Annotated in this window: 20 protein-coding genes; 4 read left to right on the forward strand and 16 right to left on the reverse strand. The window is 62.8% G+C overall.

Going from position 1 to position 24,990, the window contains the following annotated elements; genetic code table 11:
* Positions 1-121 precede the first annotated feature (121 nt).
* Positions 122-1,576 (forward strand): glutamate synthase subunit beta, encoded by a 1,455-nt coding sequence (locus tag NKJ01_RS00935; RefSeq protein WP_352725284.1) that lies wholly within the window; start codon positions 122-124, stop codon positions 1,574-1,576.
* Between the two features lie 30 nt (positions 1,577-1,606).
* On the opposite strand, the gene NKJ01_RS00940 is transcribed toward NKJ01_RS00935, so the two are convergent.
* The gene (locus NKJ01_RS00940) at positions 1,607-2,821 is read right to left on the reverse strand and encodes an SGNH/GDSL hydrolase family protein (protein WP_352725286.1); all 1,215 of its coding nucleotides are present in this window, start codon (positions 2,819-2,821) and stop codon (positions 1,607-1,609) included.
* 77 nt (positions 2,822-2,898) lie between these two features.
* Positions 2,899-4,119 carry a lytic murein transglycosylase gene (locus NKJ01_RS00945; RefSeq protein WP_352599633.1) on the reverse strand — a complete coding sequence of 407 codons (1,221 nt, stop codon included), beginning with the start codon at positions 4,117-4,119 and terminating at the stop codon, positions 2,899-2,901.
* 208 nt (positions 4,120-4,327) lie between these two features.
* On the opposite strand from NKJ01_RS00945, the gene galU reads away from it, so the two are divergent.
* A complete protein-coding gene (galU, locus tag NKJ01_RS00950) occupies positions 4,328-5,230 on the forward strand; it encodes a UTP--glucose-1-phosphate uridylyltransferase GalU (RefSeq protein WP_502905834.1) in 903 nt (300 codons plus the stop codon).
* A 53-nt stretch (positions 5,231-5,283) separates the two neighbouring features.
* Here galU and NKJ01_RS00955 read toward each other — a convergent pair whose 3' ends face one another.
* Positions 5,284-7,077, reverse strand: a complete 1,794-nt coding sequence (locus NKJ01_RS00955; RefSeq protein ID WP_352725288.1) for an outer membrane beta-barrel protein — start codon at positions 7,075-7,077, stop codon at positions 5,284-5,286.
* Positions 7,078-7,326: 249 nt separating this feature from the next.
* Here NKJ01_RS00955 and NKJ01_RS00960 point away from each other — a divergent pair, with 249 nt between their 5' ends.
* Positions 7,327-8,328 (forward strand): KpsF/GutQ family sugar-phosphate isomerase, encoded by a 1,002-nt coding sequence (locus NKJ01_RS00960; RefSeq protein WP_352725487.1) that lies wholly within the window; start codon positions 7,327-7,329, stop codon positions 8,326-8,328.
* A 4-nt stretch (positions 8,329-8,332) separates the two neighbouring features.
* On the opposite strand, the gene NKJ01_RS00965 is transcribed toward NKJ01_RS00960, so the two are convergent.
* The 13 genes from NKJ01_RS00965 to NKJ01_RS01025 form a co-directional block, all read right to left on the reverse strand.
* A complete protein-coding gene (locus tag NKJ01_RS00965) occupies positions 8,333-8,797 on the reverse strand; it encodes an NfeD family protein (RefSeq protein ID WP_352725289.1) in 465 nt (154 codons plus the stop codon).
* A gap of 77 nt (positions 8,798-8,874) precedes the next feature.
* Positions 8,875-9,825, reverse strand: coding sequence for an SPFH domain-containing protein (locus NKJ01_RS00970; RefSeq protein ID WP_023759741.1), 951 nt, complete (start codon positions 9,823-9,825; stop codon positions 8,875-8,877).
* A gap of 88 nt (positions 9,826-9,913) precedes the next feature.
* Positions 9,914-11,158, reverse strand: a complete 1,245-nt coding sequence (locus tag NKJ01_RS00975; protein ID WP_352725291.1) for an NAD(P)/FAD-dependent oxidoreductase — start codon at positions 11,156-11,158, stop codon at positions 9,914-9,916.
* A gap of 63 nt (positions 11,159-11,221) precedes the next feature.
* A complete protein-coding gene (hemH, locus tag NKJ01_RS00980) occupies positions 11,222-12,286 on the reverse strand; it encodes a ferrochelatase (RefSeq protein WP_352725293.1) in 1,065 nt (354 codons plus the stop codon).
* A 135-nt stretch (positions 12,287-12,421) separates the two neighbouring features.
* The gene (locus NKJ01_RS00985; RefSeq protein WP_023759744.1) at positions 12,422-14,425 is read right to left on the reverse strand and encodes a bifunctional metallophosphatase/5'-nucleotidase; all 2,004 of its coding nucleotides are present in this window, start codon (positions 14,423-14,425) and stop codon (positions 12,422-12,424) included.
* Positions 14,426-14,611: 186 nt separating this feature from the next.
* Positions 14,612-14,989 (reverse strand): outer membrane lipoprotein Omp10, encoded by a 378-nt coding sequence (omp10, locus tag NKJ01_RS00990; RefSeq protein ID WP_023759745.1) that lies wholly within the window; start codon positions 14,987-14,989, stop codon positions 14,612-14,614.
* Positions 14,990-15,176: 187 nt separating this feature from the next.
* On the reverse strand, positions 15,177-16,622 hold the full coding sequence (locus NKJ01_RS00995) for a homospermidine synthase (protein WP_352725295.1): 1,446 nt from the start codon (positions 16,620-16,622) through the stop codon (positions 15,177-15,179).
* Positions 16,623-16,750: 128 nt separating this feature from the next.
* Positions 16,751-17,689: a heme-dependent oxidative N-demethylase family protein gene (locus NKJ01_RS01000; protein ID WP_352725297.1), complete on the reverse strand. Its 939-nt coding sequence runs from the start codon at positions 17,687-17,689 to the stop codon at positions 16,751-16,753.
* Positions 17,686-17,973 (reverse strand): YciI family protein, encoded by a 288-nt coding sequence (locus NKJ01_RS01005; protein WP_352725299.1) that lies wholly within the window; start codon positions 17,971-17,973, stop codon positions 17,686-17,688. The genes NKJ01_RS01000 and NKJ01_RS01005 overlap by 4 nt, the downstream gene beginning before the upstream one ends.
* Positions 17,974-17,987: 14 nt before the next feature.
* Entirely contained in the window at positions 17,988-18,650 is a 663-nt protein-coding gene (locus NKJ01_RS01010; protein ID WP_031260321.1) for an aminotransferase class IV family protein, read from the reverse strand.
* The gene (locus tag NKJ01_RS01015; RefSeq protein WP_352725301.1) at positions 18,599-19,744 is read right to left on the reverse strand and encodes an aminodeoxychorismate synthase component I; all 1,146 of its coding nucleotides are present in this window, start codon (positions 19,742-19,744) and stop codon (positions 18,599-18,601) included. Before NKJ01_RS01015 ends, NKJ01_RS01010 begins: the two co-directional genes overlap by 52 nt.
* 228 nt (positions 19,745-19,972) lie before the next feature.
* A complete protein-coding gene (locus tag NKJ01_RS01020) occupies positions 19,973-20,752 on the reverse strand; it encodes a helix-hairpin-helix domain-containing protein (protein WP_352725303.1) in 780 nt (259 codons plus the stop codon).
* A gap of 362 nt (positions 20,753-21,114) precedes the next feature.
* Positions 21,115-22,947: a M3 family oligoendopeptidase gene (locus tag NKJ01_RS01025; protein ID WP_502905837.1), complete on the reverse strand. Its 1,833-nt coding sequence runs from the start codon at positions 22,945-22,947 to the stop codon at positions 21,115-21,117.
* A gap of 175 nt (positions 22,948-23,122) precedes the next feature.
* Here NKJ01_RS01025 and NKJ01_RS01030 point away from each other — a divergent pair, with 175 nt between their 5' ends.
* Positions 23,123-24,658, forward strand: coding sequence for a sigma-54-dependent transcriptional regulator (locus tag NKJ01_RS01030; protein WP_352725305.1), 1,536 nt, complete (start codon positions 23,123-23,125; stop codon positions 24,656-24,658).
* Positions 24,659-24,990 lie beyond the last annotated feature (332 nt).

Below are 24,990 nucleotides of genomic sequence, written 5' to 3' on the forward strand. Positions count from 1 at the left end.
CCCAGGTCGCCCGGCCCATCTTCATCGACAGTTTGACCTCGTGCGAAAGGTTGCCACGGCTGCCTCAAGAGGTTAACGGGTGCGGCGAAAACCGCACCATCTGGACAGCAGGAACTGGACTATGGGCAAGGTAACAGGCTTTCTTGAAATAGACCGGCAGGTACACAAGTACCAGCCGGCCTCCGACCGCATCCGGCATTTCCGTGAATTCACGCTGCCGATGTCGGACAAGGAGGTCGAGAAACAGGCCGCGCGCTGCATGGATTGCGGCATTCCGTTCTGCCATGGGCCGACCGGCTGTCCGATCCACAACCAGATCCCCGACTGGAACGACCTCGTCTATAATGGCGACTGGGACAACGCGATCCGCAACCTCCATTCGACCAACAATTTCCCGGAGTTCACCGGCCGCATCTGCCCCGCGCCCTGCGAAGAAGCCTGCACGCTGAACCTCGAGGACATCCCCGTCGCCATCAAGACGGTCGAGCAGGCGATTGCCGACAAGGCCTATGAAACCGGCCACATCAGGCCTTATCCGCCGGAGAAGAAGACCGGCAAGCGTGTCGCCGTCATTGGCTCCGGCCCGGCCGGCATGGCGGCTGCCCAGCAGCTCGGCCGCGCCGGCCATGACGTCCATGTCTATGAGCGCGAGAGCCGGCCCGGCGGGCTAATGCGTTACGGCATTCCCGACTTCAAGATCGAGAAGCACTATATCGACCGGCGAATCGAGCAGATGCAGGGCGAGGGCGTCACCTTCCACTGCGGCGTCAATGTCGGCGTCGACAAGCCGGTTGCCGAGTTGCTCGCCGAACATGATGCCGTGCTCTATTGCGGCGGGTCGGAAACGCCGCGTGCGGCCGGTATTCCCGGCGACGATCTCGGCGGCGTGCATGACGCGATGCCCTATCTGGTGCAGCAGAACAGGCGTGTCGGCGGCGAGCCGATCCAGTCTGTGGCGTGGCCGTCGCATCCGATCATCGCCGGCGGTCAGCATGTCGTCGTTGTCGGCGGCGGCGATACCGCGTCCGACTGCGTCGGCACCGCTTTCCGCCAGGGCGCGGTGCGCGTCACCCAGCTCGACATCCGTCCGCAACCGCCGGAGAAGGAAGACAAGCTTTCTGTCTGGCCCTACTGGGCGACCAAGATGCGCACCTCGTCCTCGCAAGCGGAAGGCGCGGAGCGTGAATTCCAGGTGGCGACACTCGAATTCATCGGCGAGGAAGGCCAGTTGACCGGCGTCAAGTGCTGCGAGGTCGACGAGAAGCGCAAGCCGATCCCCGGCAGCGAATTCGTCATACGCGCCGATCTCGCCTTCATCGCTATCGGTTTTGCCGGACCGGCGAAGGTCGGCGTGGCGACGGAGCTGGACGGTAAGATGAAGATCGTCACCGACAACCGCCGCTCCAGGAATGTCGAGGCCAACGACCGTGACTACAGGACCAGCGTCGACAGGCTCTATGCGGCCGGCGACGTGCGCCGCGGCCAGTCATTGGTCGTCTGGGCGATCCGCGAGGGCCGCCAGGCGGCACGATCGATCGACGAGGCGCTAATGGGGTCGAGCGTTCTGCCGCGCTGAGCCAAACGGCCTCAGAGCCGCTCTGCGATACTAACGACTGATCGCGGTCGTGGTGTCGGTCGCGGTGGTAGCCTTCGGCGGCCAGGAGAAATCGTCGGCGCGGCCGGGCGAGGCGTTTGGTGCCTTGCCCTCGATTATTAGCTTTTCACCCGGCAGGTCCGGATTAGCCTTCGGCAGCGGTGCCGCGCCAAGCAGCTCGGTGCCGCCATCGAGTGCCGGATCGCTGAGCAGCATCGGTGCGGTTCGGTCGATGACAATGGGGGCCGCGGCCGGCGCCGGCGCCTCCACGGGAGCGCCTGCGGGGGCAGATGCCGTGACCGAGCTCCCCGGCGCGGTCAGTCCGAGGAGCTTCAACAGCGGCTTTTCGGTATAGAAGGCGAGCTTGCGCTTGCCTGCCTTCGAAACGTTGATGCCGTCATCGGCACGCAGTCGCACCGGCTGGCCGTTGATGTCGGGGCCGCTGGTGACGAAGGCACCGTTCTCATCGACGAAGCCGTCCCAGATATCGACGAATTCGCCGCCATGGCTTTCGGCCGCCTGACGGTAGATGTCGTTGAAGGCAAGCATGTCGGAGGTCATCTTCTGTACCCGAAAGGCCGGCATGCCGACCCAAAGGAAAGGCACCTTGGTCTCCGTAATGGCTTTGCCGAACGCGTCGGCGCGACGCTCATATTCCTTGGTCCAGTTTTCGGACCGCGGCAGTTCGCGAATGTCGCCGATTTTCATCTGTTGGCGGTCGTTGGAGCCAAGCATGACGATCACGGTGGCGGGTTTTTCGGTCTCGATCAACGACTTGATCTGTTCGGGCCAGTTGTAGAAGTCGTCGCGCACGAAGCCGGACGATCCATTGCTGCGCACGACAATCCTGACGCCGGCATTCTCGGCAAAGGCGGTGTCGAGGCCTTCAGCGAGACCGGCTGCCATGAAGTCACCGACCACCAGGACGGCGCGGGCGTCCGGCGCCTTTTCGACCACAGGGGTTTCCGGTTCCGCGGGCGGGCGGGGCGCGCGGGGTTTTTTCACCATCGGCCTGGGCCTTGCCTTCTGGATATCCTGCGGCGGCTCGAACCGCTCGCTGCGGCGCGGGAACAGAAGGTCGCGCAACGACCAGCCGCGGTCTTGCTGCTCCTGCGCCATTGCAGGTGCGTGATAGATGCCGGCCACACCGACGGCGAGCACGATTACGGCCAGAATGAGCACCGGCATGCGACGAACAAGCCCTGCGATGCGCGCAGCCGAAGCCAATCGTTTCCTCCATCCCTTGGCAGATTGCTACAGTGTCCTTTGCGCGCCCGAAGGGCCGCGCGGCACTGTATGCGGCTCTATTTCTGCCGGAGCCACTTCAGCACTTCCATGCTCGGATAGCCATCCTGGGTCAAGCCGGCGCTGGCCTGGAAGGCCATGATGGCTGACTTCGAGCCGTCGCCGATCTTGCCATCGAACTTGCCGTCGTAGAGGCCGTGCTGGGAAAGCCGCTTCTGCAGCTCTTGCCTTTCCTCGAAGGTGAGCTTGGTGAATGGCCTCTTCCAGTCCTGCACGAGACCGCTGGAGCCGGCGATCTCGTCGGCAAGAAGACCGACGGCAAGCGCATATTTGTCGGCGTTGTTGTAGGCTTTGATGACGGAGAAATTCTTGATCATCAGGAAAGCCGGCCCGCTACGGCCGTCCGGCACTTTCAGCGTTGCCTTGTCGGAGCCGTTCTTGAACGGCTTTCCGTTGGCCCTGACCACGCCGAGAGCCTGCCACTGCGACAGCGTCTTGGAGCCGCCGGGAAGCTTGCCGGCAGGCAGCACAACCTCATAGCCCCAGGTCTTGCCGGCCTGCCAGCCATTCTTCTCCAACAGGTTGGCGGCGGTCGCCAGCGCATCGGGTATCGAATTCCAGATGTCGCGCTTGCCGTTGCCGTCCATGTCGACGGCATAGTGCAGATAGCTGGTCGGGATGAACTGGGTGTGGCCCATGGCGCCGGCCCACGATCCGCTCAGATGGCTTTCGTCGATATCGCCGGTCTGCAGGATCTTCAGCGCGGCGATCAGCTGGGTGCGGGCGAATTTCGCGCGCTTCGGATCGGCATAGGCTAAGGTCGCCAGAGAGCGGACCACGTTGCGCATGATGTCGTCGCGCTTGAGGATCTCGCCATAGTTCGATTCCATCGACCAGATGGCCAGCACGATGTGGCGGTCGACGCCGAACCTTGACTCGATCCTGTCCAGCCACGGCTTCCATTTCCTGGCCATCTGCTGGCCGACCGAGACCGACTGGTCATGGACGCGGTTGTCGAAATAGTCCCAGGCAGGGGCGGTGAATTCAGGCTGCGTGCGCGCCTTTTCCAGAACCACCGGGTCAATATCCCGGATGTCCCTGAAGGCCTGGTCGTAAAGGGCGCCGGAAACGCCGCTCTGCACGGCGGTGGCGCGGAAGCCGGCAACCCATTGCCGGAAGCCGGCATCGGCGAAAGCGGGGCCAGGCATCAGCAGGGCGAGCGAGAGGCTGGCTGCCGCTATGACGCTGGTAAAACGTTTTGCGGCATTGCGAACGGACATCTTTTCCTCCTTCTCTGTCTCAGGAAGACCATTCATCGCCGAACCAGGTTAGGAATTAGTTTACCATAGGCGCCGCCGGGAACGAAAAGACGTCTCGAAGCTTTCCGGCGATCGCTCTAGCCCTGTCGCCCAGTAATCCTCAATTCCGGCGTGAAAATGTCTTGCAACGGGGGTTGCGGAGCTAGCCATCAAGCGGATAATTGACTGCATGAAGAGAGTTCGCAAGGCAGTGTTCCCGGTCGCCGGTCTCGGCACGCGGTTTCTCCCGGCCACCAAGGCCGTCCCCAAGGAAATGCTGACCGTCGTCGACCGACCAGTCATCCAGTATGTGGTGGATGAAGCGCGCGAGGCAGGCATCGAGCATTTCATCTTCGTCACCGGCCGCAACAAGGCCGTCATCGAGGACCATTTCGACATTCAGTTCGAGCTCTATGACACGCTGGCCCAGCGTGGCAAGGACGACCAGCTTGCCCGCCTGCAACGGCTGCAGCCGGCGCCGGGGCAGACCAGCTTCACGCGCCAGCAGGTGCCGATGGGGCTAGGCCACGCCGTATGGTGCGCCCGCGAGCTCGTCGGCGACGAGCCGTTCGCGCTTTTGTTGCCCGACATGATCATGCAGTCGGAGAAGAGCTGCATGAAGGCAATGGTCGATCTGTACGAGGAAACCGGCAACAACATCATCGCCGTGCAGGAATGCGATCCCGCCGAAGCCCACAAATACGGCATCGTCGGCCGTGGCGAGGACACGCATCACGGCTTCCGCATCACCGAGATGGTGGAAAAGCCGAAGACCGGCACCGCGCCGTCCAATCTCTACATCAACGGCCGCTACATCCTGCAACCCGAGATCTTCAATATCCTCGAAGGCCAGGAAAAGGGCGCCGGCAACGAGATCCAGCTCACCGACGCGATGCTGAAGCTGGAGAAGCAGCAAGCCTTTTATGGCTACCATTATCAGGGCCGCACGTTCGATTGCGGGTCGCCGGAAGGTTTTGTCGAGGCAAATGTCGCCTTCGCACTGTGGCGCAGCGACATGAACGGGAACATGGCCGGCGTGATCCGCACACTTCTCGATGAGATAAGACCATCGGAGCGGCTCGGGGTCGCTTAAGGCTGTCGAGCTAGCGACATATCGCTTTGCCAGACTGCGCCTGGCTAGCTTTCCTATCTCTGCAGTTTTACACCGAGGAAGATGCTGTTGGCGGTGTAGTCGCGGCCCGGTAAATTGCTGGTCAGCTGTTCGGTCCTCACCCTTGTCGTCAGGCCGGCATAGCGGTTCAGCCACCAGGTCAGGCCCGCCTCGGCGCTCCAGATCCTGTCGTGGCCGTCGATGCCGACATAGTCACGCCAGTCCAGGCCCAAAGCCGCATTTCCGGTGAGGTTGGCGCGAATCTGGCGTTCGGCGGTCAGGCGGCCGGAATAGAGGATATCGCCGCTTTCATTGGCTGTGGTCGTGGGCTCGACGGTGGTCCGCCCGGTCAGGCCGATCGTGGTGCCGCGTTCGGGCGACCATTTGAGGTCGGCGTTGACGGTGGCACCCGAAATCGCATCCAGGTCTTTGTCATCGATCGCTTCCCTGAGCCAGCCGGCCGAGAATTCACCTGACAGTTTCTCACCCATGTCGAGCGCAAGGCCGGCGCGGGCGCCGAGCCGCGTCGACGAGCGCTCGAAGCCTTCATTGTCGATGCGTTGATCATAGGCCCGACGGCCGACCTCGATTTCGGTGAAAGGGGTGAGGGCGGGGGAGATCTCGTAGCCGGTGCGCAAGGTCGCGGTGTAGAGCGTGGAGTCTCGATCCTTCTGGGACAGCGAGGTGCCGTTCGAAAGCTTGGCGTCGCCGTAGAAGTCGTGCGAGACCGCACCGGTCAATGTGTACTGCATCTTGCCGATGTGTTTTTCGACGGCGAGGCTGCCGTTGACGGTCTGCCGCAGCGGCTGCTTGCTGACGCCCGCGATGGCGTCAGGCGAGGATGCCGATTCCGGTACGGCCTCGTAGCCGAGCTTGGCAATGGCGCGCAGTTCATTGTCGAGGTCGACATTGAGCTGGCCTTCGATGCGCCCTTGCTCGTTGTGAACGGGGTAACCCGAGACGGTCTCGCGGAACAGGCCATAGCCGTCGATCGTGGCGGAGTTCTCGCGCCAGTCGGAGGCGGCGGAAAAGCGCAGCGCCGTCTCGGACAGCAGTGCCGACTTGCCGGCATTGCTCGAATCGCCGTTCGACGTGGCGGTCAGGCCCTGTTCGATCGTCGGCCGGATGACGAAGGAGCCCCATTTGACGCCGGTGGCGGCGAACGGGTCATCCTCCGGCTTCTTTTTCTGGCCTTCGATGGCATCCGTGCGTTTTGCGCCTGGGTCGAGCTTCTGCTTGTCGGCGCTGTCGATGGTGAGGGCGCGACGGTTGGCCGTCTCCTCATCGGGGGTGTCAGCGCTGTCGCTGGCGTCCGTCGTGGAGGCGGTCGTGGAAGCAGTGATGTCGGTGGCTGTTGCCGTCGACTTTTTTTTCTTTCTAGACTTGTCCGCAGCCTTGTCCTTGGTCTGGTCAGCCGCATTCTGCCCGGCGGTCGATGCGCGACGGCGAGGCTTCTGCGGCGCTTGAATGCCGGCAGGGGTGTCGCCGGTGACCTCCGGCGGACCGAAAATACTGCCGTCCGCGGTTGCATCGGCGGCATCGGTGTCGTCAGGCACAGCGCCGGCGCTGGCCGGCAGATAGGTGCGGGCCGACGCGTCGTCCTGCGCGGCGTTGGTCTGCGCCTGACCCTGCGCTGCTTGGGCTAGCTGCCTCGCCTTGCGCTGCTGGTCGGACAGGATCGCCGATTCCGAAACCTCGCCGCGCAGTTCCGTTTCCTGGGCATGGAGCGCCGTTGGGCGCAGCAGGGCAAACATGCTGGTCGCCAGCAGCAACGCGCAGGCCGCCTTGCCCTTTCGTCCTGTCGATTTTTCTGGCTGGACCCGGGACATCGCCACCACTGCTTGCGCGGCGCACGCGCGCCATACTTACCGAACCGTAAATGGGGATGGTTAACGGAGGGTTGAGGAGGCGGGCCGCCGGCCGCCTGAAGCGCTGATTTCCCAAGGGGTTTATACGGCCCGTGTAAGCCTTTTGTCTCCATGCCTGTCGCTATCGCAAACCGCCGCAAACATTCGGACGACATGCCTGCGGCCATTTCCGTTGGACAGCGCTCCGGCAAAGCGCTAATCGCATCAGCCATGCATGCGGGATCTCCTGACAACAAGCCTTTGGACAGGCAAGCGTCGATCGCTTCGGCGCTGAGGACGGTGGCGACAGAACAAGCTGGTGTCGCAGCCCTTGCCGAGGCCCTCGAGAGCGGATTGGCCGGGCCTTTCTGCCAAGCCGTCGACATGATCTCCGGGATTGAAGGCCGTCTCATCGTCACTGGCGTCGGCAAAAGCGGCCATATCGGTTCGAAGATCGCGGCGACGCTGGCCTCGACCGGCACGCCGGCTTTCTTTGTCCATCCCGCCGAAGCCAATCACGGCGATCTCGGCATGATCGCCAGGGACGACGCCATCATCGCCATGTCGTGGTCGGGCGAGAGCAAGGAATTGATGGGCATCGTCGCCTATTCCAGGCGCTTTTCCATTCCGCTTATCGCCATAACCGCCGGAGAGACATCAGCGCTGGCGCGAGCGGCGGATGTGGTGCTGCTTTTGCCGCGCGCGCCAGAGGCCTGCCCGCATGGCCTGGCACCGACGACATCGACACTGCTGCAACTCGTAATGGGTGACGCGCTGGCGATTGCTCTCCTCGAAGCACGCGGCTTCACGCCGGACCATTTCCGTACCTTTCACCCAGGCGGCCAGCTCGGCGCCAACCTGACGCAGATCCGCGAGATCATGCATGTCGGCGACAGGCTGCCGCTGGTGGTCACGGGCACCGGCATGCAGGACGCTATCCTGGAACTGTCGCGCAAAGGATTTGGTTGCGTGGCGATCACCGACGCCGACGGTGCGCTGGTCGGCATCATCACAGATGGCGACATCCGCCGTCATATAGGCAGCAATCTGCTGGCAATGACGGTGGATCAGGTGATGACGAAAGGACCGAAGACGGCGGCGCCGGATACATTGGTGGCAACGGCGCTGCAGACGATCAACAATTCAGCCATCACCAGCCTGATGGTGGTGGAGGGCCGGAGACCAGTCGGCCTCATCCACCTGCACGATCTCTTGCGGATCGGCGCGGCCTGAACGTTCAGACGGGCTCCACTGTCAGTTCCAGATCGGTGTCGGCCGCACCCGTCACGCGCACTTGCGTGCCGGCCGGCAGATCCGGACCGGAGACACGCCACAGCGTGTCGCCCAGCTTGATGCGGCCACGTCCATCCCGGATCGGTTCGGCAAGTGTCGCCATACGGCCGACCATTTGCGCGCCGCGGCGGTTGAGCAGCGGCTGGTCGGTCGGATCATTGCGACTGCCGACCAGCTTCTTGCCGATATAGGCCGAGACCAGCGACAGCGCCAGGAAGGCGAGGACCTGAACCTGCCAGGTCCAGAAACCGGTGTCCCAGATCAGTAGCGACACGGCGCCGATGATCAGGGCGGCGATGCCGATCCACAGCATGAAGATACCGGGCGCGATGATTTCCATCACCAGTAGGGCGAAGCCGAGAACCATCCAGTTCCACGGGCCAAGTTCGAAAATGATGCGGTCGATCATGGGTGTGTTTCTTCTTGTTTGAGCATGACATTTTCCGAAAATCGATTTCCACTTTTCGGGGTCATGCTCCGACGATCTCAGTTGTCGCTTGGGCGCACGACTGGCGGGCGTGCGGCCTGTCTTTGCGCGCCGGTCGTGCCTTCGCTGCGGAAGACTTCCTTGGCAATCTCGCCAATGCCACCGAGCGAGCCGATCAGCGACGACGCCTCGAACGGCATCAGCACGATCTTGCTGTTGGTGGCGGTGCCGATCTTACCCAATGCCTCGGTGTATTTCTGGGCAACGAAGTAATTCAGCGCCTGTACGTCGCCCTTGGAAATTGCTTCCGATACCACCTGCGTGGCGCGGGCTTCCGCCTCAGCCGAACGCTCGCGTGCCTCGGCGTCGCGGAAGGCGGCTTCCTTGCGGCCTTCGGCTTCGAGGATCTGCGATTGTTTGAGGCCTTCGGCTGCGAGGATCTGCGCGCGCTTGTTGCGTTCCGCCGTCATCTGCCGGCCCATCGATTCGATGAGGTTGGCCGGCGGGTTGATGTCCTTGATCTCGACGCGCGTGATCTTGATGCCCCACGGATGCGCTGCTTCATCGACGACGCGCAGCAGCCGCTCGTTGATGGCGTCGCGATTCGACAAAAGCTCGTCCAGATCCATCGAACCCATGACGGTGCGGATGTTGGTCATTGTCAGGTTGAGGATGGCGTTCTGCAGACCCGCAACCTGGTAGGCGGCCTGAGCCGCATTGAGGATCTGGTAGAAGGCGATGCCATCGACACCGACGATGGCGTTATCGCGGGTGATGATTTCCTGGCTTGGAACGTCAAGCACCTGCTCCATCATGTTCATCTTGGCGCCGATGCGGTCGACGAACGGGAAAATGAAATTGAGGCCCGGGCTCAGTGTCTTGGTGTAGCGGCCAAAGCGCTCCACCGTATAATTGTAGCCTTGCGGGATCGTCCTTATGCCTTTGATCAGAAGCACCAATACCAGAAGGGCAAGTGCACCAACCGCAATATCGAAACCACTGAAATCCATTTGGCTCTCCCCCAGACGAAGGCCGCACAAGCCATTCTCGCGCAGCCGACTTCACCAAAGGCTTAAGTGTATTTCAGATGCGTTACAATCAGGTGATGATGCATTGTTTGTCGGATTGCGACTTACGGTTGAAAGAAAACAGCCTTGCATCCATGTCGTCCAGCCCGTTGATCGAAGCCGAGACAATCTCGGAAGCGATCTGCGAGAAGGTAATGCCATTGCCGCTGTAGCCCATCACGGCATGGATACGAGGGTGGCTGGGAATGGCGCCGATATAGGGCAGGCCGGTGGTCGTGGTGCCGAAAGAACCAGTCCAGGCGAATTCAGGCCTGTTGTCGAGATGCGGAAATATCCGGCCAAGCTTTTCGGCAATGCGTGCGCTCTTGTCGCCGATCAGCTCGTCGCGCCGCGCCTCGTCGACAAAATCCTCGTCCTCGCCGCCGCAGATGACCCGGCCGTCGGCCGTCGCGCGCATATAGAGGTAGGGGTCCGACGCCTCCCAGATGAAGGCTGCCTGCCGCCAGATCTTTCGCGGTTGCGGTCGTGTCGCGATCGCCCAGGTCGAGCGGATCTGGTGGGCAGTCGCCGGCACGATATCGACCAGTTCGTAGCCGGTGGCAAGCACGACATGTTGCGCGGTGACGGCCGGGCCGTCCCTGGTTGCGACCACTACCGCGTCGGCTTTGTCGACGATCGCCGTCGCTTCGGCGGGGGCGTAGAGACCTGCCTTGCGCTCTAGGGCCTTGAGCAGCAGCCCGGCCGTCAGCTTGCTCGGGTTGAGCGCTATATTGCCATGGCTGAGGACGGCGCTGTTGCGATCGATGCCGAACTTCTCCGCCAGCGGCGCTGGTGTGAGATAGGCCGCGCCGATACCGGCTTGCCGCCGCGCGTCGGCCTCGTCACGCAGCTGCGATGGGCTGAGCAAGGTGCCGGCCAGGTAGAGCGACGGCGTGCGGCTCAGACTACAATTGATGCCGAGTTCGGCGATGCGGGCAGCAAGATTGGAAATGGCGAGCCGCGAGCGTCGCCAGGCTTGGTTCGCCGAGGCACTGCCGATTATCTTTGAAAGCGTCGAAAGCGGCTGATCGAGCTCGAATTGCACCAGCGCAGTGGTCGCGGATGTCGAGCCTTTCAGCGGGCCGCGCCGGTCGATGCAGATTACCGCATGGCCTTGCGCCGTCAGGGCCTCCGCCATCATGGCTCCGCTGATGCCCATGCCGACGATCAGCACATCCGTCTTGACGTCCCGGATCAGGCTGTCCGTCGGCACCGCAGGCGCGCGATAGGCGGACCAGACGGGCCGGCCGGTTCTCAGGTCGAGCTTGCGAGGCATCGAATTCTCCGGAGGGCGCGCCTTAACGCCCCGGAGCTTGTGTTGTTCCGGTTCAGAATTGCTTTAGACCCAGCCGGACAGTTCGCGCCGCACCATCGCTTCGACCACTGCCATGCCCTCGGCGCTGTCGTTGAGGCACGGGATATGGGCGAAGTTCTTGCCGCCGGCATGATGGAAGGTCTCGGCCGCCTCGCGGCCGATCTCGTCCAGCGTCTCGATGCAGTCGACGGAAAAGCCGGGATTGACGATGGCGATCGATTTCACGCCGTCCTTGCCAAGTTTCTCTACCGTCTTGTCGGTATAGGGCTGCAGCCATTCCTGCGCGCCGAAGCGCGACTGGAAGGTGATGATCAGTTTCTTGTCATCCCAGCCGAGCCGTTCACGCAACAATCGCGTCGTCTTCTGGCAATGGCAATAATAGGGATCACCCTTCTCGAAGTAGGGCTTTGGGATGCCATGATAGGAGGTGATGACCACTTCCGGCTCGAAATCAAGCGTCGCCAGATGCTGTTCGATCGAGCGCGCCAGCGCTTCGATGTAGACCGGTTCGTCATAGTAAGGCGGTACGCTGCGGATGGCCGGTGCGCGGCGCATCTTCATCAAGGCGCGAAACAGCTGATCGTTGGCGGTTGCCGTGGTCGTCGCCGAATATTGCGGGTAGAGCGGGAATGCAAGAATACGGTCGCAGCCTTGCTCGACCAGACGCTGGGCAACGCTTTCGGTCGAAGGATTGCCATAGCGCATCGCCCAATCGACGATAACATCGGGCAGGTCGCGCAGCGCTTCGGCCAGCTTCTCGCCCTGGCCGCGGGTATAGGTGCGCAGCGGTGACTCGTTCTTCTCCCGATTCCAGATCCGGGCATAGTTGGCGCCCGACGTCTTCGGCCGCCTGGTGAGCACCAGGCCATAGAGGATCGGATACCAGATCGCCCTGTTGAGCTCGATGACGCGCGGGTCGGAGAGGAATTCTCGGAGATAGCGCCACATCGACTTGAAATCGGTGCCATCAGGCGTGCCCAGATTGACCAGCATGATGCCGATCTTGCCCGCCTTGACTGGCGGATGTCCGGCGGGCAATGGGCCAAGTGCCTTCGCGGCCTTGCGATCGACAGGGGTGGACAGCGTCATAGGGTTCTCCGGGAGACGCGAACCTAACCATCTTGTGGGCACTTTCAATGCAGCGTCTGGCCGCACCTTAGCTCGAAAACAGGACGCCCGCCCGGTTTCTCGGGCGGGCGGTGTCTTTCAGGCATAGAAGCGATGCTATTTCGGCGGGATGGTCAGCGTTGCGCCGACCGGAAGACGGCGCGGCTCGTAGCCCTTGTTGGCGTCCGAAATGACTTTCCACTTGGTGCCGTCGCCATAGGCCTTCACCGCCAGATCCCAGTAGGTATCGCCGGCAACGATGACATGGCTGCTTTCGGCCGGTGCGGGCTCGGCGGGCTTTGCCGGCTCCGGTGCCGCAGGGGCAGGAGCCGGTGCTGCTTCAGCCGGTTTTGCCGGCTCGGCCGGTGCGACAGGCGCGGCTGGCGCTGTCTCTGTCGATACGGCCGGCGGTGTGTTGGCGATATCACCCGAGTTGGCCGGAAGTTCAGGCATTGCCGGGGCCGCTTCCGCAGGCTTGGCTGGTTCGGCCGCGGGTGCCGCCGCGACGGTCGCCGCGATCTCGGTGATGCGGCCGTCGAGCTTCGGCGTGTACGGCCGGTGGGCGCCGAGATAGTCGGCAACCACCTGTTCAAGACCTGGACCGTAATCGTAGGCGTTCTTCGCCTTGTCGGCGAAGACCTTGTAGCCGTCGCCGCCCTGGCGGACATAATTGTTGGTGGCGACCAGATAGTCCTTGTCCGGATTGAGCGGCGTCCAGGCGCCGCCTTCCATGACCTCCACCGATTTGACGCGGCCGGCATTGGGTGCGGCGGATCTGTCGAAGGTGTATTTCAGGCCGGCGACCTGCGGGAAGCGCCCGGCGCCGTCCTCGACCTGGCTGAGGCCGTTCTCGAGACCGGCCACCAGGTCCTTGCCGGAAATCTGGAAGGTTGCCAGCGTGTTCTGGAACGGCAGCACGGTCAGCACCTCGCCCATGGTCACAGTGCCCTTGTCGATCGATGCGCGCAGGCCGCCGCCATTGGAAATGACGATCTCGACCCCCTGTCCCTTGACGCGGTCCAGGATGGCGTCGGAGACGAGGTTGCCCATCGCGCACTCGCGCGTGCGGCAGCTCTCGCGGCTGCCGTCGATCACGTCGGTCGTCTCGGCCACTTCCTTGTTCTTTAGCGCCTCGATCGGCGCGCCAAGCTCCTTGATGCGAGCGAGCACGGCCGGATCGGGCGTGATCGACTTGTCGAGATAGATGGGGTCGCCGCTGGCCGATTTGACGACGCCATTGTCGTCGAACACCACCTTGAACTCGCCGAGATATTTCGAATAAGACGCCGCCTGCACGACCGGCACCTTGTAGCCGTCCGGGTTGTCGACCATCGTCGGGTAGGGGCCTTCAGCCTTGGGGTCGGTGTTCGACAGCAGCGAATGGCTGTGGCCGCCGACGACGACGTCGATGCCCGGGATTTTTGCAATGACGTCGCGCTCGCGCTTGTAGCCGATATGGGTCACGGCGATGATCTTGTTGACGCCTTCGCCCTTCAGCTTCTCGACCTCGGCAGTGATCGACTTGACGTCGTCCTCGATGGCGACGTTGGGACCGGGGGACGCGAGCTCCGGCGTGTCGTTGGTGATCGCGCCGATGATGCCGATCTTCTGGCCTCCGACCTCGACGACGATCGACGGCTTGACGCGATCGCCGAGCTTGGATTGCGCATTGGCCTTCACATTGGCACCCAGCACCGGAAATTCGATCATGTCGAGGAACGGCGCCAAGGCCGCTTCGCCGTCGTCGAATTCATGGTTGCCGAGCGCCATGGCGTCGAACTTCATCTGGTTGAGGAACTCGCCTTCGACCTTGCCCTTGTAGGTCGTGTAGAAAAGCGAGCCCTGGAAATTGTCGCCGGCGCTGAGCAGCAGCACGTTCTGACCATCCAGCTTCTTGCGTTCCTGGGCGATCGCGGTGATCAGCCGGCCCGCGCCGCCGATGCACTCGCCCTTGGTCTCTTCGTCGGCCGAGCAGGTCGACTCGTATTTGTTGTTGCCTTCGATGCGGCTGTGCCAGTCGTTGATGTGCAAGATGTTCAAAGTGTAGTCGGCAAAGGATGCGCCGGCCGACAGGCCGAGTGCTGAGGCGGACAGGGCGGCAACGGCAGCAAGCTTCTTCATCTTCGTCTCCCGGAAAGCTGATCAGACGCCTTTAACGCTCTTGCTTGACTGGAACATAACAGTCGGCGCTTTGGCCATGTTCCCATCGCGTCCCGGATGACGCAAGCGGAAATCCGGGAACTTTGCCGGCGTAAAAAGGACGGCGGCCAATCGGCCGCCGTCCGTGGTCAGCGAATGCCAGCAGGTTCAGACGCGTCGTGTCAGCACGAAATTCTGGCCGCTGGAGCTGGTGCAGTTGAGCTGGCTTGTCGAAACCATCAGACAGTTGAAGCTGACTGGCGTCTGGCGGATTAGCGAGGTGCCGTTGATCTGTACCGAAGTGGCACCGGTCATCGTGTAGCTGCCATCGGCAAGCTTCTGGCCTGTGTCGGTGGCGACGGTTGTGAAGGTGCCGCCGGTGAAGGTCGACAGGCCGGTGCCCTTGGCATCGATCCAGGAGCCTTCAACGCCTTTCGGCGACGCCGCCATCGGCGGTCCGTCGGGGCCACTGGTGGCACAAGCAGCAAGCATCGCCACAATGGCCCCCGCCAAACTCATAGAAAGAACTTTGCGCGCAAAAGTCATGTGAAAATCCTCTCCTCTCGCATCGGCCGAAAAATCGGAATCGATTTTCGGAAAGCACGATGCGCGCATCCAAGTTTCCAGAGCGTACATCGTGCCTTCAAACGGGCACGCGTCGCTCTCGTCCGCATCCCTTCAATCGCCCGATTTCCGGGCGATTGCAAGGCAATGGAGTATTCCGAGCAGGGCGCTATCGGACGAGGATGTTGCGGAACTGCCACGGGTCGTTCCGGTCGAGGTCTTCCGGGAACAGGCCGGGGCGGTTATCGAGCGGCGTCCAGTCGGTGTAGTGGCCCTCGACCGGCCCGAGATACTGGGACTGCACTTCCAGGCAGCGCCTGTAGTCCATCTCGTCGGCCTCGACGATGCCGGCCTCCGGGTTTTCCAATGCCCATACCATGCCGGCGAGAACCGCCGAGGTGACCTGCATGCCGGTGGCGTTCTGGTAGGGCGCCAACTTGCGCGCCTCGGCGAGCGAAAGATGCGAGCCGTACCAGTAGGCATTCTTGTCGTGGCCGTAGAGCAGCACGCCGAGCTCGTCGACGCCGTCGACCAGTTCGTTCTCGTCGAGCACGTGGTGCACAGGCTGGGCCGTGCCGGCGGCGCCGAACATCTCGTGTAGCGACAGCACCGCGTCATTGCAGGGATGGTAGGCGTAGTGGCAGGTCGGGCGGTAGTGCACCTTGCCCTTCTTGCCGCGTACGGTGAAGAAATCGGCGATCGAGATCGCCTCGTTGTGGGTGACCAGGAAACCGTACTGCGCGCCGGGCGTCGGGCACCATGAGCGCACGCGCGTGTTGGCGCCGGGCTGCTCCAGGTAGATCGCGGCCTTGGAGCCATGCTTGTGCTTCTTGGCGTTCTTCGGCATCCACTTCTCATGCGTGCCCCAGCCGAGCTCCGCAGGCTGCAGGCCTTCGGAGATGAAGCCCTCGACCGACCAGGTGTTCCAGAACACATTCATCGGCTTTGGCTTCTTGGCGCGCTGGGTGTCGCGCTCGGCGATGTGGATGCCCTTGACGCCGGCCTTCTTCATCAGCTTGGCCCAGCCCTCGCGGTCGTCCTGCGCAGGCTCTGAAAACTCGAGGCCAAGATCGGTGGCGAGATTGACCAGCGCCTGCTTGACGAACCACGAGACCATGCCGGGATTGGCGCCGCAGGTGGAGATCGCCGTCGCACCGCCGGGCTTGTCGTGCTTTTCCTGGATCATCGCCTCGCGTAGCGCATAGTTGGTGCGGCTAGCGTTGTCGGCCTCGGCATCGAAATAGAAACCGAGCCATGGCTCGACGACGGTGTCGATGTAGAGCACTCCGAGCTTGCGGCAGAGCCGCATCAGGTCCACCGAGCCGGTATCGACCGACAGGTTGATGCAAAAGCCCTTACCGCCGCCATTGGTTAGAAGCGGCGTCAAGAGCTTCTTGTAGTTCTTCTCGGTTACCGCTTCCTGGACGAAGGCGATGCCGCGATCGTCGAGCAGCTTGCGGTCGGTGTCGCGCGGGTCGACGACGGTCATGCGCGATTTGTCGAACTGGAAATGGCGCTCGATCATCGGCAACGTTCCCCGGCCGATCGAACCAAAGCCGATCATCACGACAGGGCCGGTGATTTCACCGTAAACGGGCCAGTTTTCGGTCGCCATTTTATCGAACACTCCTTCAAAGCCCAGGAAACTGGGAACACGCACACAAAACCGGGCATCTTTGCCCGGCGGCCATGCGCTACATCACAGATCATTGTCACAAACCAGCGAAAAGCGCCAACCAGCGGCTAGCCGTCATTGGCCATGTGGTTAAGGACTGAGATCAGCCGGTCACGGTCTGCGGTCAGGCCCTTGTAGTCGAGCTGGGCGAGATCGAGCGCTTCGAGCTGGGCGGCGAAAGACACCGCGAGCATCGCCCGATCCGGGTGCCGGGCGAGGACGGCGAGCGGGTCGAGATGGATGCGGATGGTGAACAGGATATCGCGTGTAACAGGCAGTCTTCGCAATGTCTGACGCTCGACACGGATGAAGGCATGGGCGTCGATGTCGCCGTCGGGAAAACGCGAGGGCCGGTTCGTGGCGCGGTCGATGCGCTGCAGGTCGGAGAGCGGATGGTAGAGCGCGTCGCCCGACTGGATCGACCAGTTGTAGCGCTCGACGGCTTGGCCCTGCAGACCGTCGAACATGCGGTTGATCAGCTCGGCCGGACGCGTGCCCGGGCCGAAACCCGGCACCGGGGCGTGGATGTCCTGCAGCGGCTTGCCGAACTTTTCGAGAAGCGACCAGGAAGAGGGAAAGCACAGCGAGCCTGCGACAAGCCGCCAGCCGCTGTCGCTGCGGCGCATCAGGATCAGGTCTTCCTGGACCAGCAGCGAAGCCGTGACCAGCGGCGCATCGCCCAGACCGGAAGGAATGGCGGGATGGTTCGCGGCATCAGCAGCCTCGATGCCCGTATCGGTGGGGTGATAGATACCGGGAAATCTCCCGGGCAGATACGCGCGGAGCAATTCGAGCACTTCCTGCTGGGCGTCCCGCGTGCCGTCCTCCTCGACAAAAACGCGCTCGGGGATTTCCGCGTAGAGCCGGCGCTTCTCGGCGAGATAAGGCAGCAGATGATCGTCGACCTCGATCCAGTCCGCCGGATCGAGAGGCTTCAGCCCGATGCTGAAGAGTTTCGACGAACCGTCATAAGGCGTGTGGGCGGGCAGCGCCTCGGCCAAGCTCATGCCTCCTTGAGATGATCGAGGCAGGCGGCGGTCATCCTCGCCAGGAATTCGGTGACATCATATTCGGCCGCGCCTGCCTTGGCGAAAGGGTCGGCGGCCAGCCTGGCGTCGAGCACCTCGCGCGGACATCGTGCGATGATGATGCCGCCGGTCCTCGGCTTCTTCGGCCCGGAGGCAACGAAGATGCCGTCCGCATAGCAGGCGTTCAGCCATTCCACGTGCGCCGCCTGCAAGCGGTCGATTTCGGTCAGCGGCGCCTTGTAGTTCAGCGAGACGACAAACATTGTTTGGGCTTCTCTCAGGTAAGTTTGGCCGGAATCAGTCCGCGCAGCGAGTTGCCGACGAACAGCGCCCTGGCGGTCTTCAGATCGTCCAAGCTGTAGATCGCTTCATGGGCGCGGCCTTCGTCCAGAAGCTCCGCGCGCAATACGCCAGGCAGCAGGCCGCAGTCGAGCCGGGGCGTCGCCAATGCTCCGTCGCCGAAATCGGCGAAGACGTTGGTGATGGTACCTTCACAGATTTCGCCGCGCTCGTTGGCCAGGATCACCTCGTCCGCCTGGGTGATGAGATATTCGGCGCGGGCATGCGTGTAGAGCTGCCGCCGGCTGGTCTTGTGGCGCAGCAGCGTATCGTGCGAATCGAGCCTCGTTCGCGCCAGCCGCAGCAGCCAGACCTTGTCGGCGGCGAGGGGTTCAAAGCGCTGTGCCGAGGCCGTCACCTCGCCGTCTTGCGACAGGACGAGGCGGGTGCGCATGGCAATGCGGGATCCGCTGACCGCGCTGCTCAATGCCTCGCCGACCTTGCCCGGATCATAGCGGAAGCCGAGTTCCGCCGCCGAACCATAGAGGCGGGCGAGATGGCGATCGAAGCGCAGGAAGCCCGAACCGGGTTCCCAGCGCATGGTCTCGATCAGCTGGAAATTGGCGGTGTTCCCGTCGCGAAGCGCGCTTTCAGCAGACACTCCTGATACTCCTCCTGCGCCGTCGAATCGAAGACGACGCCGCCACCGACATTGTAGACGGCCGCGCCACCGGAAAAGAGTGAGATGGTGCGTATCGCCACGGAAAAGCGCATCCTGCCGCCGGGCGCGATCCAGCCGATGGCACCGCAATAGACATCGCGCGGCGTGCCTTCCAGATCATGCAGGATTTCCATGGCGCGGATCTTTGGCGCGCCGGTGATCGAGCCGCAAGGAAACAGCGCCGCGAAGATCTGACGGATGGAAAGACCCGGCAGCAGTTTGGCCCTGACGTCGCTCACCATCTGGTGGACCGTCGGATAGGTTTCGATGCGGAACAGCGCCGGCACATCCAGCGTGCCGACCTCGCTGATCAGCGAGATATCGTTGCGCAGGAGATCGACGATCATGCGGTTTTCGGCCTGGTTCTTTTCGTCGTTGCGCAGAAAGATTTTCTGCCGTTCGTCCTCGGCCTTGGTCGCGCCGCGCGGCGCCGTGCCCTTCATCGGATGCGTCTCGATCATGCCCCCAGCGTCGATCTCGAAGAAGAGTTCGGGCGAGCGCGACAGCACGATGGGTTCACCGAGCGCGACGAGCGCACCATACTTTACCGGCTGGCGTTCGGTCAGCGCATCGAAGGCGGCCAGCGGGTCGCCTGCCCATTGCGCATGCACCGGAAAGGTCAAATTGCCCTGGTAGCAATCGCCCTGTCTGATGTGCTGGTGCAGCCGTGAGAACCGCTTCTCGTAATCCTCGGGCGACCACGTCGCGCGGGCGTCGAAGATCGGGCCATTGGTCGCCACGGTATTGCGCGGCGGCACCGCCTCTTCGACCGGCGCATCGAAAACGCCAAGGCACACGAGCGGAGTTCGGCGCCTGTCCGGCAGCAAGGGAACGAGCTTCGGTTCGAGCAAATAACCCGCCTCGTAGGAGAAATAGCCGGCAAGCCATTTGCCAGCGTCGTGCGCGGCTTGTGCAGCTACCAGCGCCGGCAGGAAATCCTTTGCCTCATGCGCCATGATGACGTCGGCCGGCCGGTCAAAAACGAGCTGGCGCGCGCTTTCGTCGTTGCGGAAAATTGCGGCGGGCAGGGACATGGGCACCGGATGCTGCGGTCGATGAAGCCGTCGATCGCTCTATATGGGGGGCCGCTCGCGCGCAATCGAGGGAACGGCACCCTGCCACTCAAAGCCGACCTCGGGCCGACCTTGGGGACGACCTTTGAGCCGACCGTCGGGTCGACTTTGGGCCAACCCAGAGGCCAAAAAGCAAACGGCGGCACCGTATTGGCGCCGCCGTTGCAATCTTCAGCTATTGCCTGACAATCAGGTGTTGCTGGCGGTTCCAGCAGTTGGAAACTGCTTGGCGAATTCCTTCTCATTGCCGTCAGCGAGCAGCTTCGCTTGCTCGATCCAGCGCTCGCGTGCGATGCGGCCGTCGAAATTCATCACGTCCTCGATCCGCTTGATATCGGCGGCTGTCCAGCCGGCGATCTGGGCGAAGCTGGTGACGCCTTGCGCCTTGAGCAGCTTCTCGTTGACCGGCCCAATGCCAATCAGCCGGCGCAGATTGTCGGGCTTGCCGGATGCTGGCTTGGCCGGTGCCGGTGCGGCTTTCCTGGCTGGGGCTGCCTTTGGTGCGGTCGAACTCCTGGCTGCCGAGGTCGCGGCTGCCGGCTTGCTCGCCGCGGGCTTGACCGCAGGTTTCGACGCTGCCGCCTTTGGCGCCGCCGATTTCGCAGCCACTGCCTTTGCAGGGGCTGCCTTTGCGGCCACCGGCTTGGCAGGCGCCGGCTTTGTGGGCGCGGATTTGGCCGTCGAAGGCGGCGACATCAGGGCCGAGGGGGCGGCGTTTGTCGTGGCACTGGCAGCGGGCGTCGCCTGCGCGTCGCGCAGCCGGCGCTCAAGATCGGCGCGAGTCTTGCCGCATGCATCGAGTTCACCGGTCAGCCGGTCGCTGTCGGCGCGCAGCCTGTCCCGCTCGCTGCGTGTGCGGTCGATGTCGCCACGCAAGCTGTCCAACTCACCGCGCAGGCGGCCCCACAGGAACCAGCCCACAAGCACGCCTACCAGGAATGCCAGGAGCATGTAGAAAAAAGTGCCCATTGTCTCTCTCCAGTCAGATCCGTCTGCCGTGGGGTCATGACCTTCGGCGCAGGACTACTCGATGGTGGTTCCGCGGTTCGCAGAACAGCCGGCTTCGGTTCGAGCTGTCGGCAATCGGCCTTGCTTGCCATGGCCAACGGCCATCGTCGCGTTCGCCTGAGCGCTACGGCCGGCTGAGATCTTTCCTCGCCGATCCGCATGCGCTCCGGCTGAGCTTGGAGCGAAGGCTATCATAGAGCTTGTGGAAAGCTATCTGAAAACTTCGATGGAGAGTACTTCAAGAACAGATATTTAGAGCAAGAATACAGCGATACCAACATGCACTCGGGCTAAACTGTTTGGCGACGCCTGCGGGACGCATTTCAAGTGTCGAGCACTTCCAACTCGTCGATCAGGCCGCTGATGACGCCGAGCCCGATCTGCCAGAAGGCGGGGTCGGTGGCGTCAAGGCCGAAGGGCGCCAGAAGCTCCGAATGATGCTTGGTGCCGCCGGCGCGGAGCATTTCGAAATACTTGTCCTGAAAGCCGCGCTCGGCGTTCTGATAGACGGCATAGAGCGAGTTCACCAGACAGTCGCCGAAGGCATAGGCATAGACATAGAAGGGCGAATGGATGAAGTGCGGGATGTAGGTCCAGAACACCTCGTAGCCTTCGCGCAGCTTGATCGCCGGACCCAGGCTTTCGGCCTGCACTTCGAGCCAGAACTGGCCGAGCCTGTCAGAGGTCAGTTCGCCGTTCTTGCGTTCGGCATGCACCTTGCGCTCGAATTCATAGAAGGCGATCTGGCGCACGACCGTGTTGATCATGTCCTCGACTTTCTGGGCGAGCATGGCCTTGCGCTCGCGCCTGTCGGTGGTCTGGTCGAGCAGTGAGCGGAAGGTCAGCATCTCGCCGAAGACGGACGCGGTCTCGGCCAGGGTCAGTGGCGTCGAGGCCATCAGCGCGCCCTGGCCGCTGGCCAGCACCTGATGCACGCCATGGCCAAGTTCATGCGCCAGCGTCATCACATCGCGCGGCTTGCCCATGTAGTTGAGCAGCACGTAGGGATGCGCCGACGGCACGGTCGGATGCGCGAAGGCGCCGGGCGACTTGCCCGGACGCACCGGAGCGTCGATCCAGTTGCGGTCGAAGAAGGTTCGCGCGATCTCCGCCATGTCTGGCGAAAAGCGGTGATACGCGGACAGCACGGTGTTCCTGGCCTCGTCCCAGCCGATGATCGCCTGAGGCGTGTCCGGCAACGGCGCGTTGCGGTCCCAATGGTTCATCGCCTCCATGCCCAGCCAGCGCGCCTTCATCGCGTAGTAGCGGTGCGACAGGCGCGGATAGGCATCGCGAACGGCGGACGCCAGGGCATCCACCACGCTGCGCTCGACGCGGTTTGCGAGATGGCGTGAGTCGGCAATGTCCTCGAAGCCGCGCCAACGGTCCGATATTTCCTTGTCCTTGGCCAGCGTGTTGGTGATCAGCGTGAAGGTGCGCAAATTCTTGCGGAAGGTTGTGGCCAGCGCCTCGGACGCCCGGCGACGCACCTCGCCATCGGCGTCCTGGAGCCGGTTCAGCGCCGGCTCCAGCGTCAGTTCCTCGCCGTCGATGTCGAAGCGAAGATCGGTCATCGTCTCGTCGAACAGTCGGTTCCAGGCACCGCGTCCGGTGATAGATTTTTCGTGGAAGAGCTGCTCGACACGGTCCTCGAGTTGGTAGGGCTTGTCTTTGCGCAGATCGAGCACCCAAGGCCGGTAGTGGCCGAATGCCTGATCGCCGGTGAGCGCGCCTTCGATGGCGGCATCGTCGATCAGGTTGAGTTCGAGCGCGAAGAACAGAAGGTGCGCGCTGGCGTCGGTCATCTTCTCCTGGATGTCGCCATAGAGCTTGGCGCGCTGCGGGTCGGCAGTGTTGCCGGCATAGACCAACCCCGCATAGGAGACGATGCGGCCGATCAGTTCCTCCAGTGCCTCGTAGGCGACAAGCGCCTCGCCCAGCCTGCCTGCGCCGCCGCGCTCTGCCTCGGCGGCCAGCGTGCCCTTCCAGCGGCTCTCGAAGCTGATCGCATCGGTGGCGGCCTTGGCGATGTCGCGCTTCAGTTCCGGCGCGTCCATGCCGGCATAGAGGTCGGCAAGATTCCATTCCGGCAGGTCGCCAAGCTCGGCCGCGCCCTGACCGGACGCTGGTGCCGCAAGCTGCCGAGCAGAAACCATGTGCCCAGAGACCATGTGCATTGCCGACACCTTCCGTGGCCAAGATTCAGGGGGAAACGAGAAGCCGGTCAAATCCTAAGGAATTCATTCACCGGGTTTTTTGAAACCTTATTTAGAACCCTGTGCCAAGATGGTCCACAGGGCAGAATTCCTCGGGCGGGCAGTCATACCAGTCATGACAGGTTCCATACTCATAGTCGATGACGATCCCGTGCAGCGCCGGCTGCTCGAAGCGGCGGTGACACGGTTCGGTTACACGGCCATCGTCGTCGATGGCGGCGCGGCTGCTCTCGATGTCCTCGACGGGCTCAGCGCCCGCGAGGTTTCGGTGGTCATCCTCGATCTGGTCATGCCCGGTCTCGACGGCATCGGCGTGCTGAAGGCGATGCGCGAGCGCGACATAAATGTCCCGACGATCGTGCAGACCGCCCAGGGCGGCATCGAGACCGTGGTCTCGGCGATGCGCCACGGCGCCTTCGATTTCGTCGTCAAGCCGGCGTCTCCGGACAGACTGCAGGCGTCGATCGGCAATGCGCTCAAGGTCGAGGCCGTCGAGGGCGAGGTCAAGCGCACGTCGCGCCGGCGCAGCGGCCTTCTGACCTTCAAGGACATGATCACGCACAGCCCGGCCATGGACAGGGTGATCCGCCTTGGCCAGAAGGCGGCGGTATCCAACATTCCGATCCTGATCGAGGGCGAATCCGGCGTCGGCAAGGAGCTGGTGGCGCGCGCCATCCAGGGCAGCGGCGACCGCCGCTCGAAACCCTTCGTCACCGTCAATTGCGGCGCCATTCCCGACAATCTGGTCGAATCGATCCTGTTCGGCCACGAGAAGGGCTCGTTCACCGGAGCGACCGACAAGCACACCGGAAAATTCGTCGAAGCGCATTCCGGCACGCTGTTTCTCGACGAGATCGGCGACCTGCCGCTCGACGTGCAGGTCAAGCTGTTGCGCGCCGTGCAGGACGGCGAGGTCGACCCGGTCGGCGGACGCTCGACCGTCAGGGTCGACATCAGGCTGATTTCGGCAACGCACCGCAACCTCCTGCAGCAGGTTAAGGACGGCAAGTTCCGCGAGGATCTGTTCTACCGGCTGAACGTCTATCCGATCTTCGTACCGCCGCTGCGCGACCGCCGCGACGACATCCCCTACCTGGTCACCCATTTCATGGACAAGGTGGCGCCGGCCGACCCGCGTCATCGCCTGCAAGGCATTTCGGCCGCGGCGCTCGCCGTGCTGCAGGCCTATGACTGGCCCGGAAACATCCGGCAGCTCGAAAATGCCGTCTTCCGGGCCTCGGTGCTCTGCGAAGGCGATTTGCTGACCACGGAGGACTTCCCGCAGATCCGGGCGCAGGTGGAAGGCACCGTCAACCTCGACACCGACGGCGATGCGCTGTCGCCGTCCTTGCCTCCGCAGGGGGACGAAGAAGAAGCCTTGCCCGGCGAGGTTAGCCCGGCAACCGAGTCCAATTCGCCAGCCAGGTTGCCGCCCCGCTTCGGCACGTTGCGGGCGCTCGACGATCGCGGCAATGTACGCGCTCTGGCCGATGTCGAATTCGAGATGATCAAGCTCGCCATCGATCACTACAACGGCCAGATGAGCGAAGTCGCCCGCCGACTCGGCATCGGCCGCTCGACGCTCTATCGCAAGCTCAAGGAATACGGCATCGACCCCGAGACCGGCCGGGTCGACCGGCTCGCTTCCTGAGCCGCAAGCTCGGCACCAGTCTGCAATGCCACAACAGGCCGTATACCGGCGGTTGGCGGATTGTGGCGGGCCTATGGACAGCGCTGTTCACGCATTAAGGCTAACGGTAACAGATCGTGTTCCACGCAAAGGCGGAAACATGATCTAAACCAGTGGTTTACCAAGAAACCCCGTGTACAATTTTGGACGGGATATCGCCACGGTGTTACCGCATTTCGACTTCAATAAGCGATGATTAACCATTAGGATCGATATTCGGATGTGATCACGACACATCCGTTTGGACAAATCCGGGGACAAACGGCAGCCTGCAGGGCCTTTTGATTTGGACA

This window comes from Mesorhizobium sp. M0276 (assembly GCF_040321755.1).
Taxonomy (GTDB): Bacteria; Pseudomonadota; Alphaproteobacteria; order Rhizobiales; family Rhizobiaceae; genus Mesorhizobium.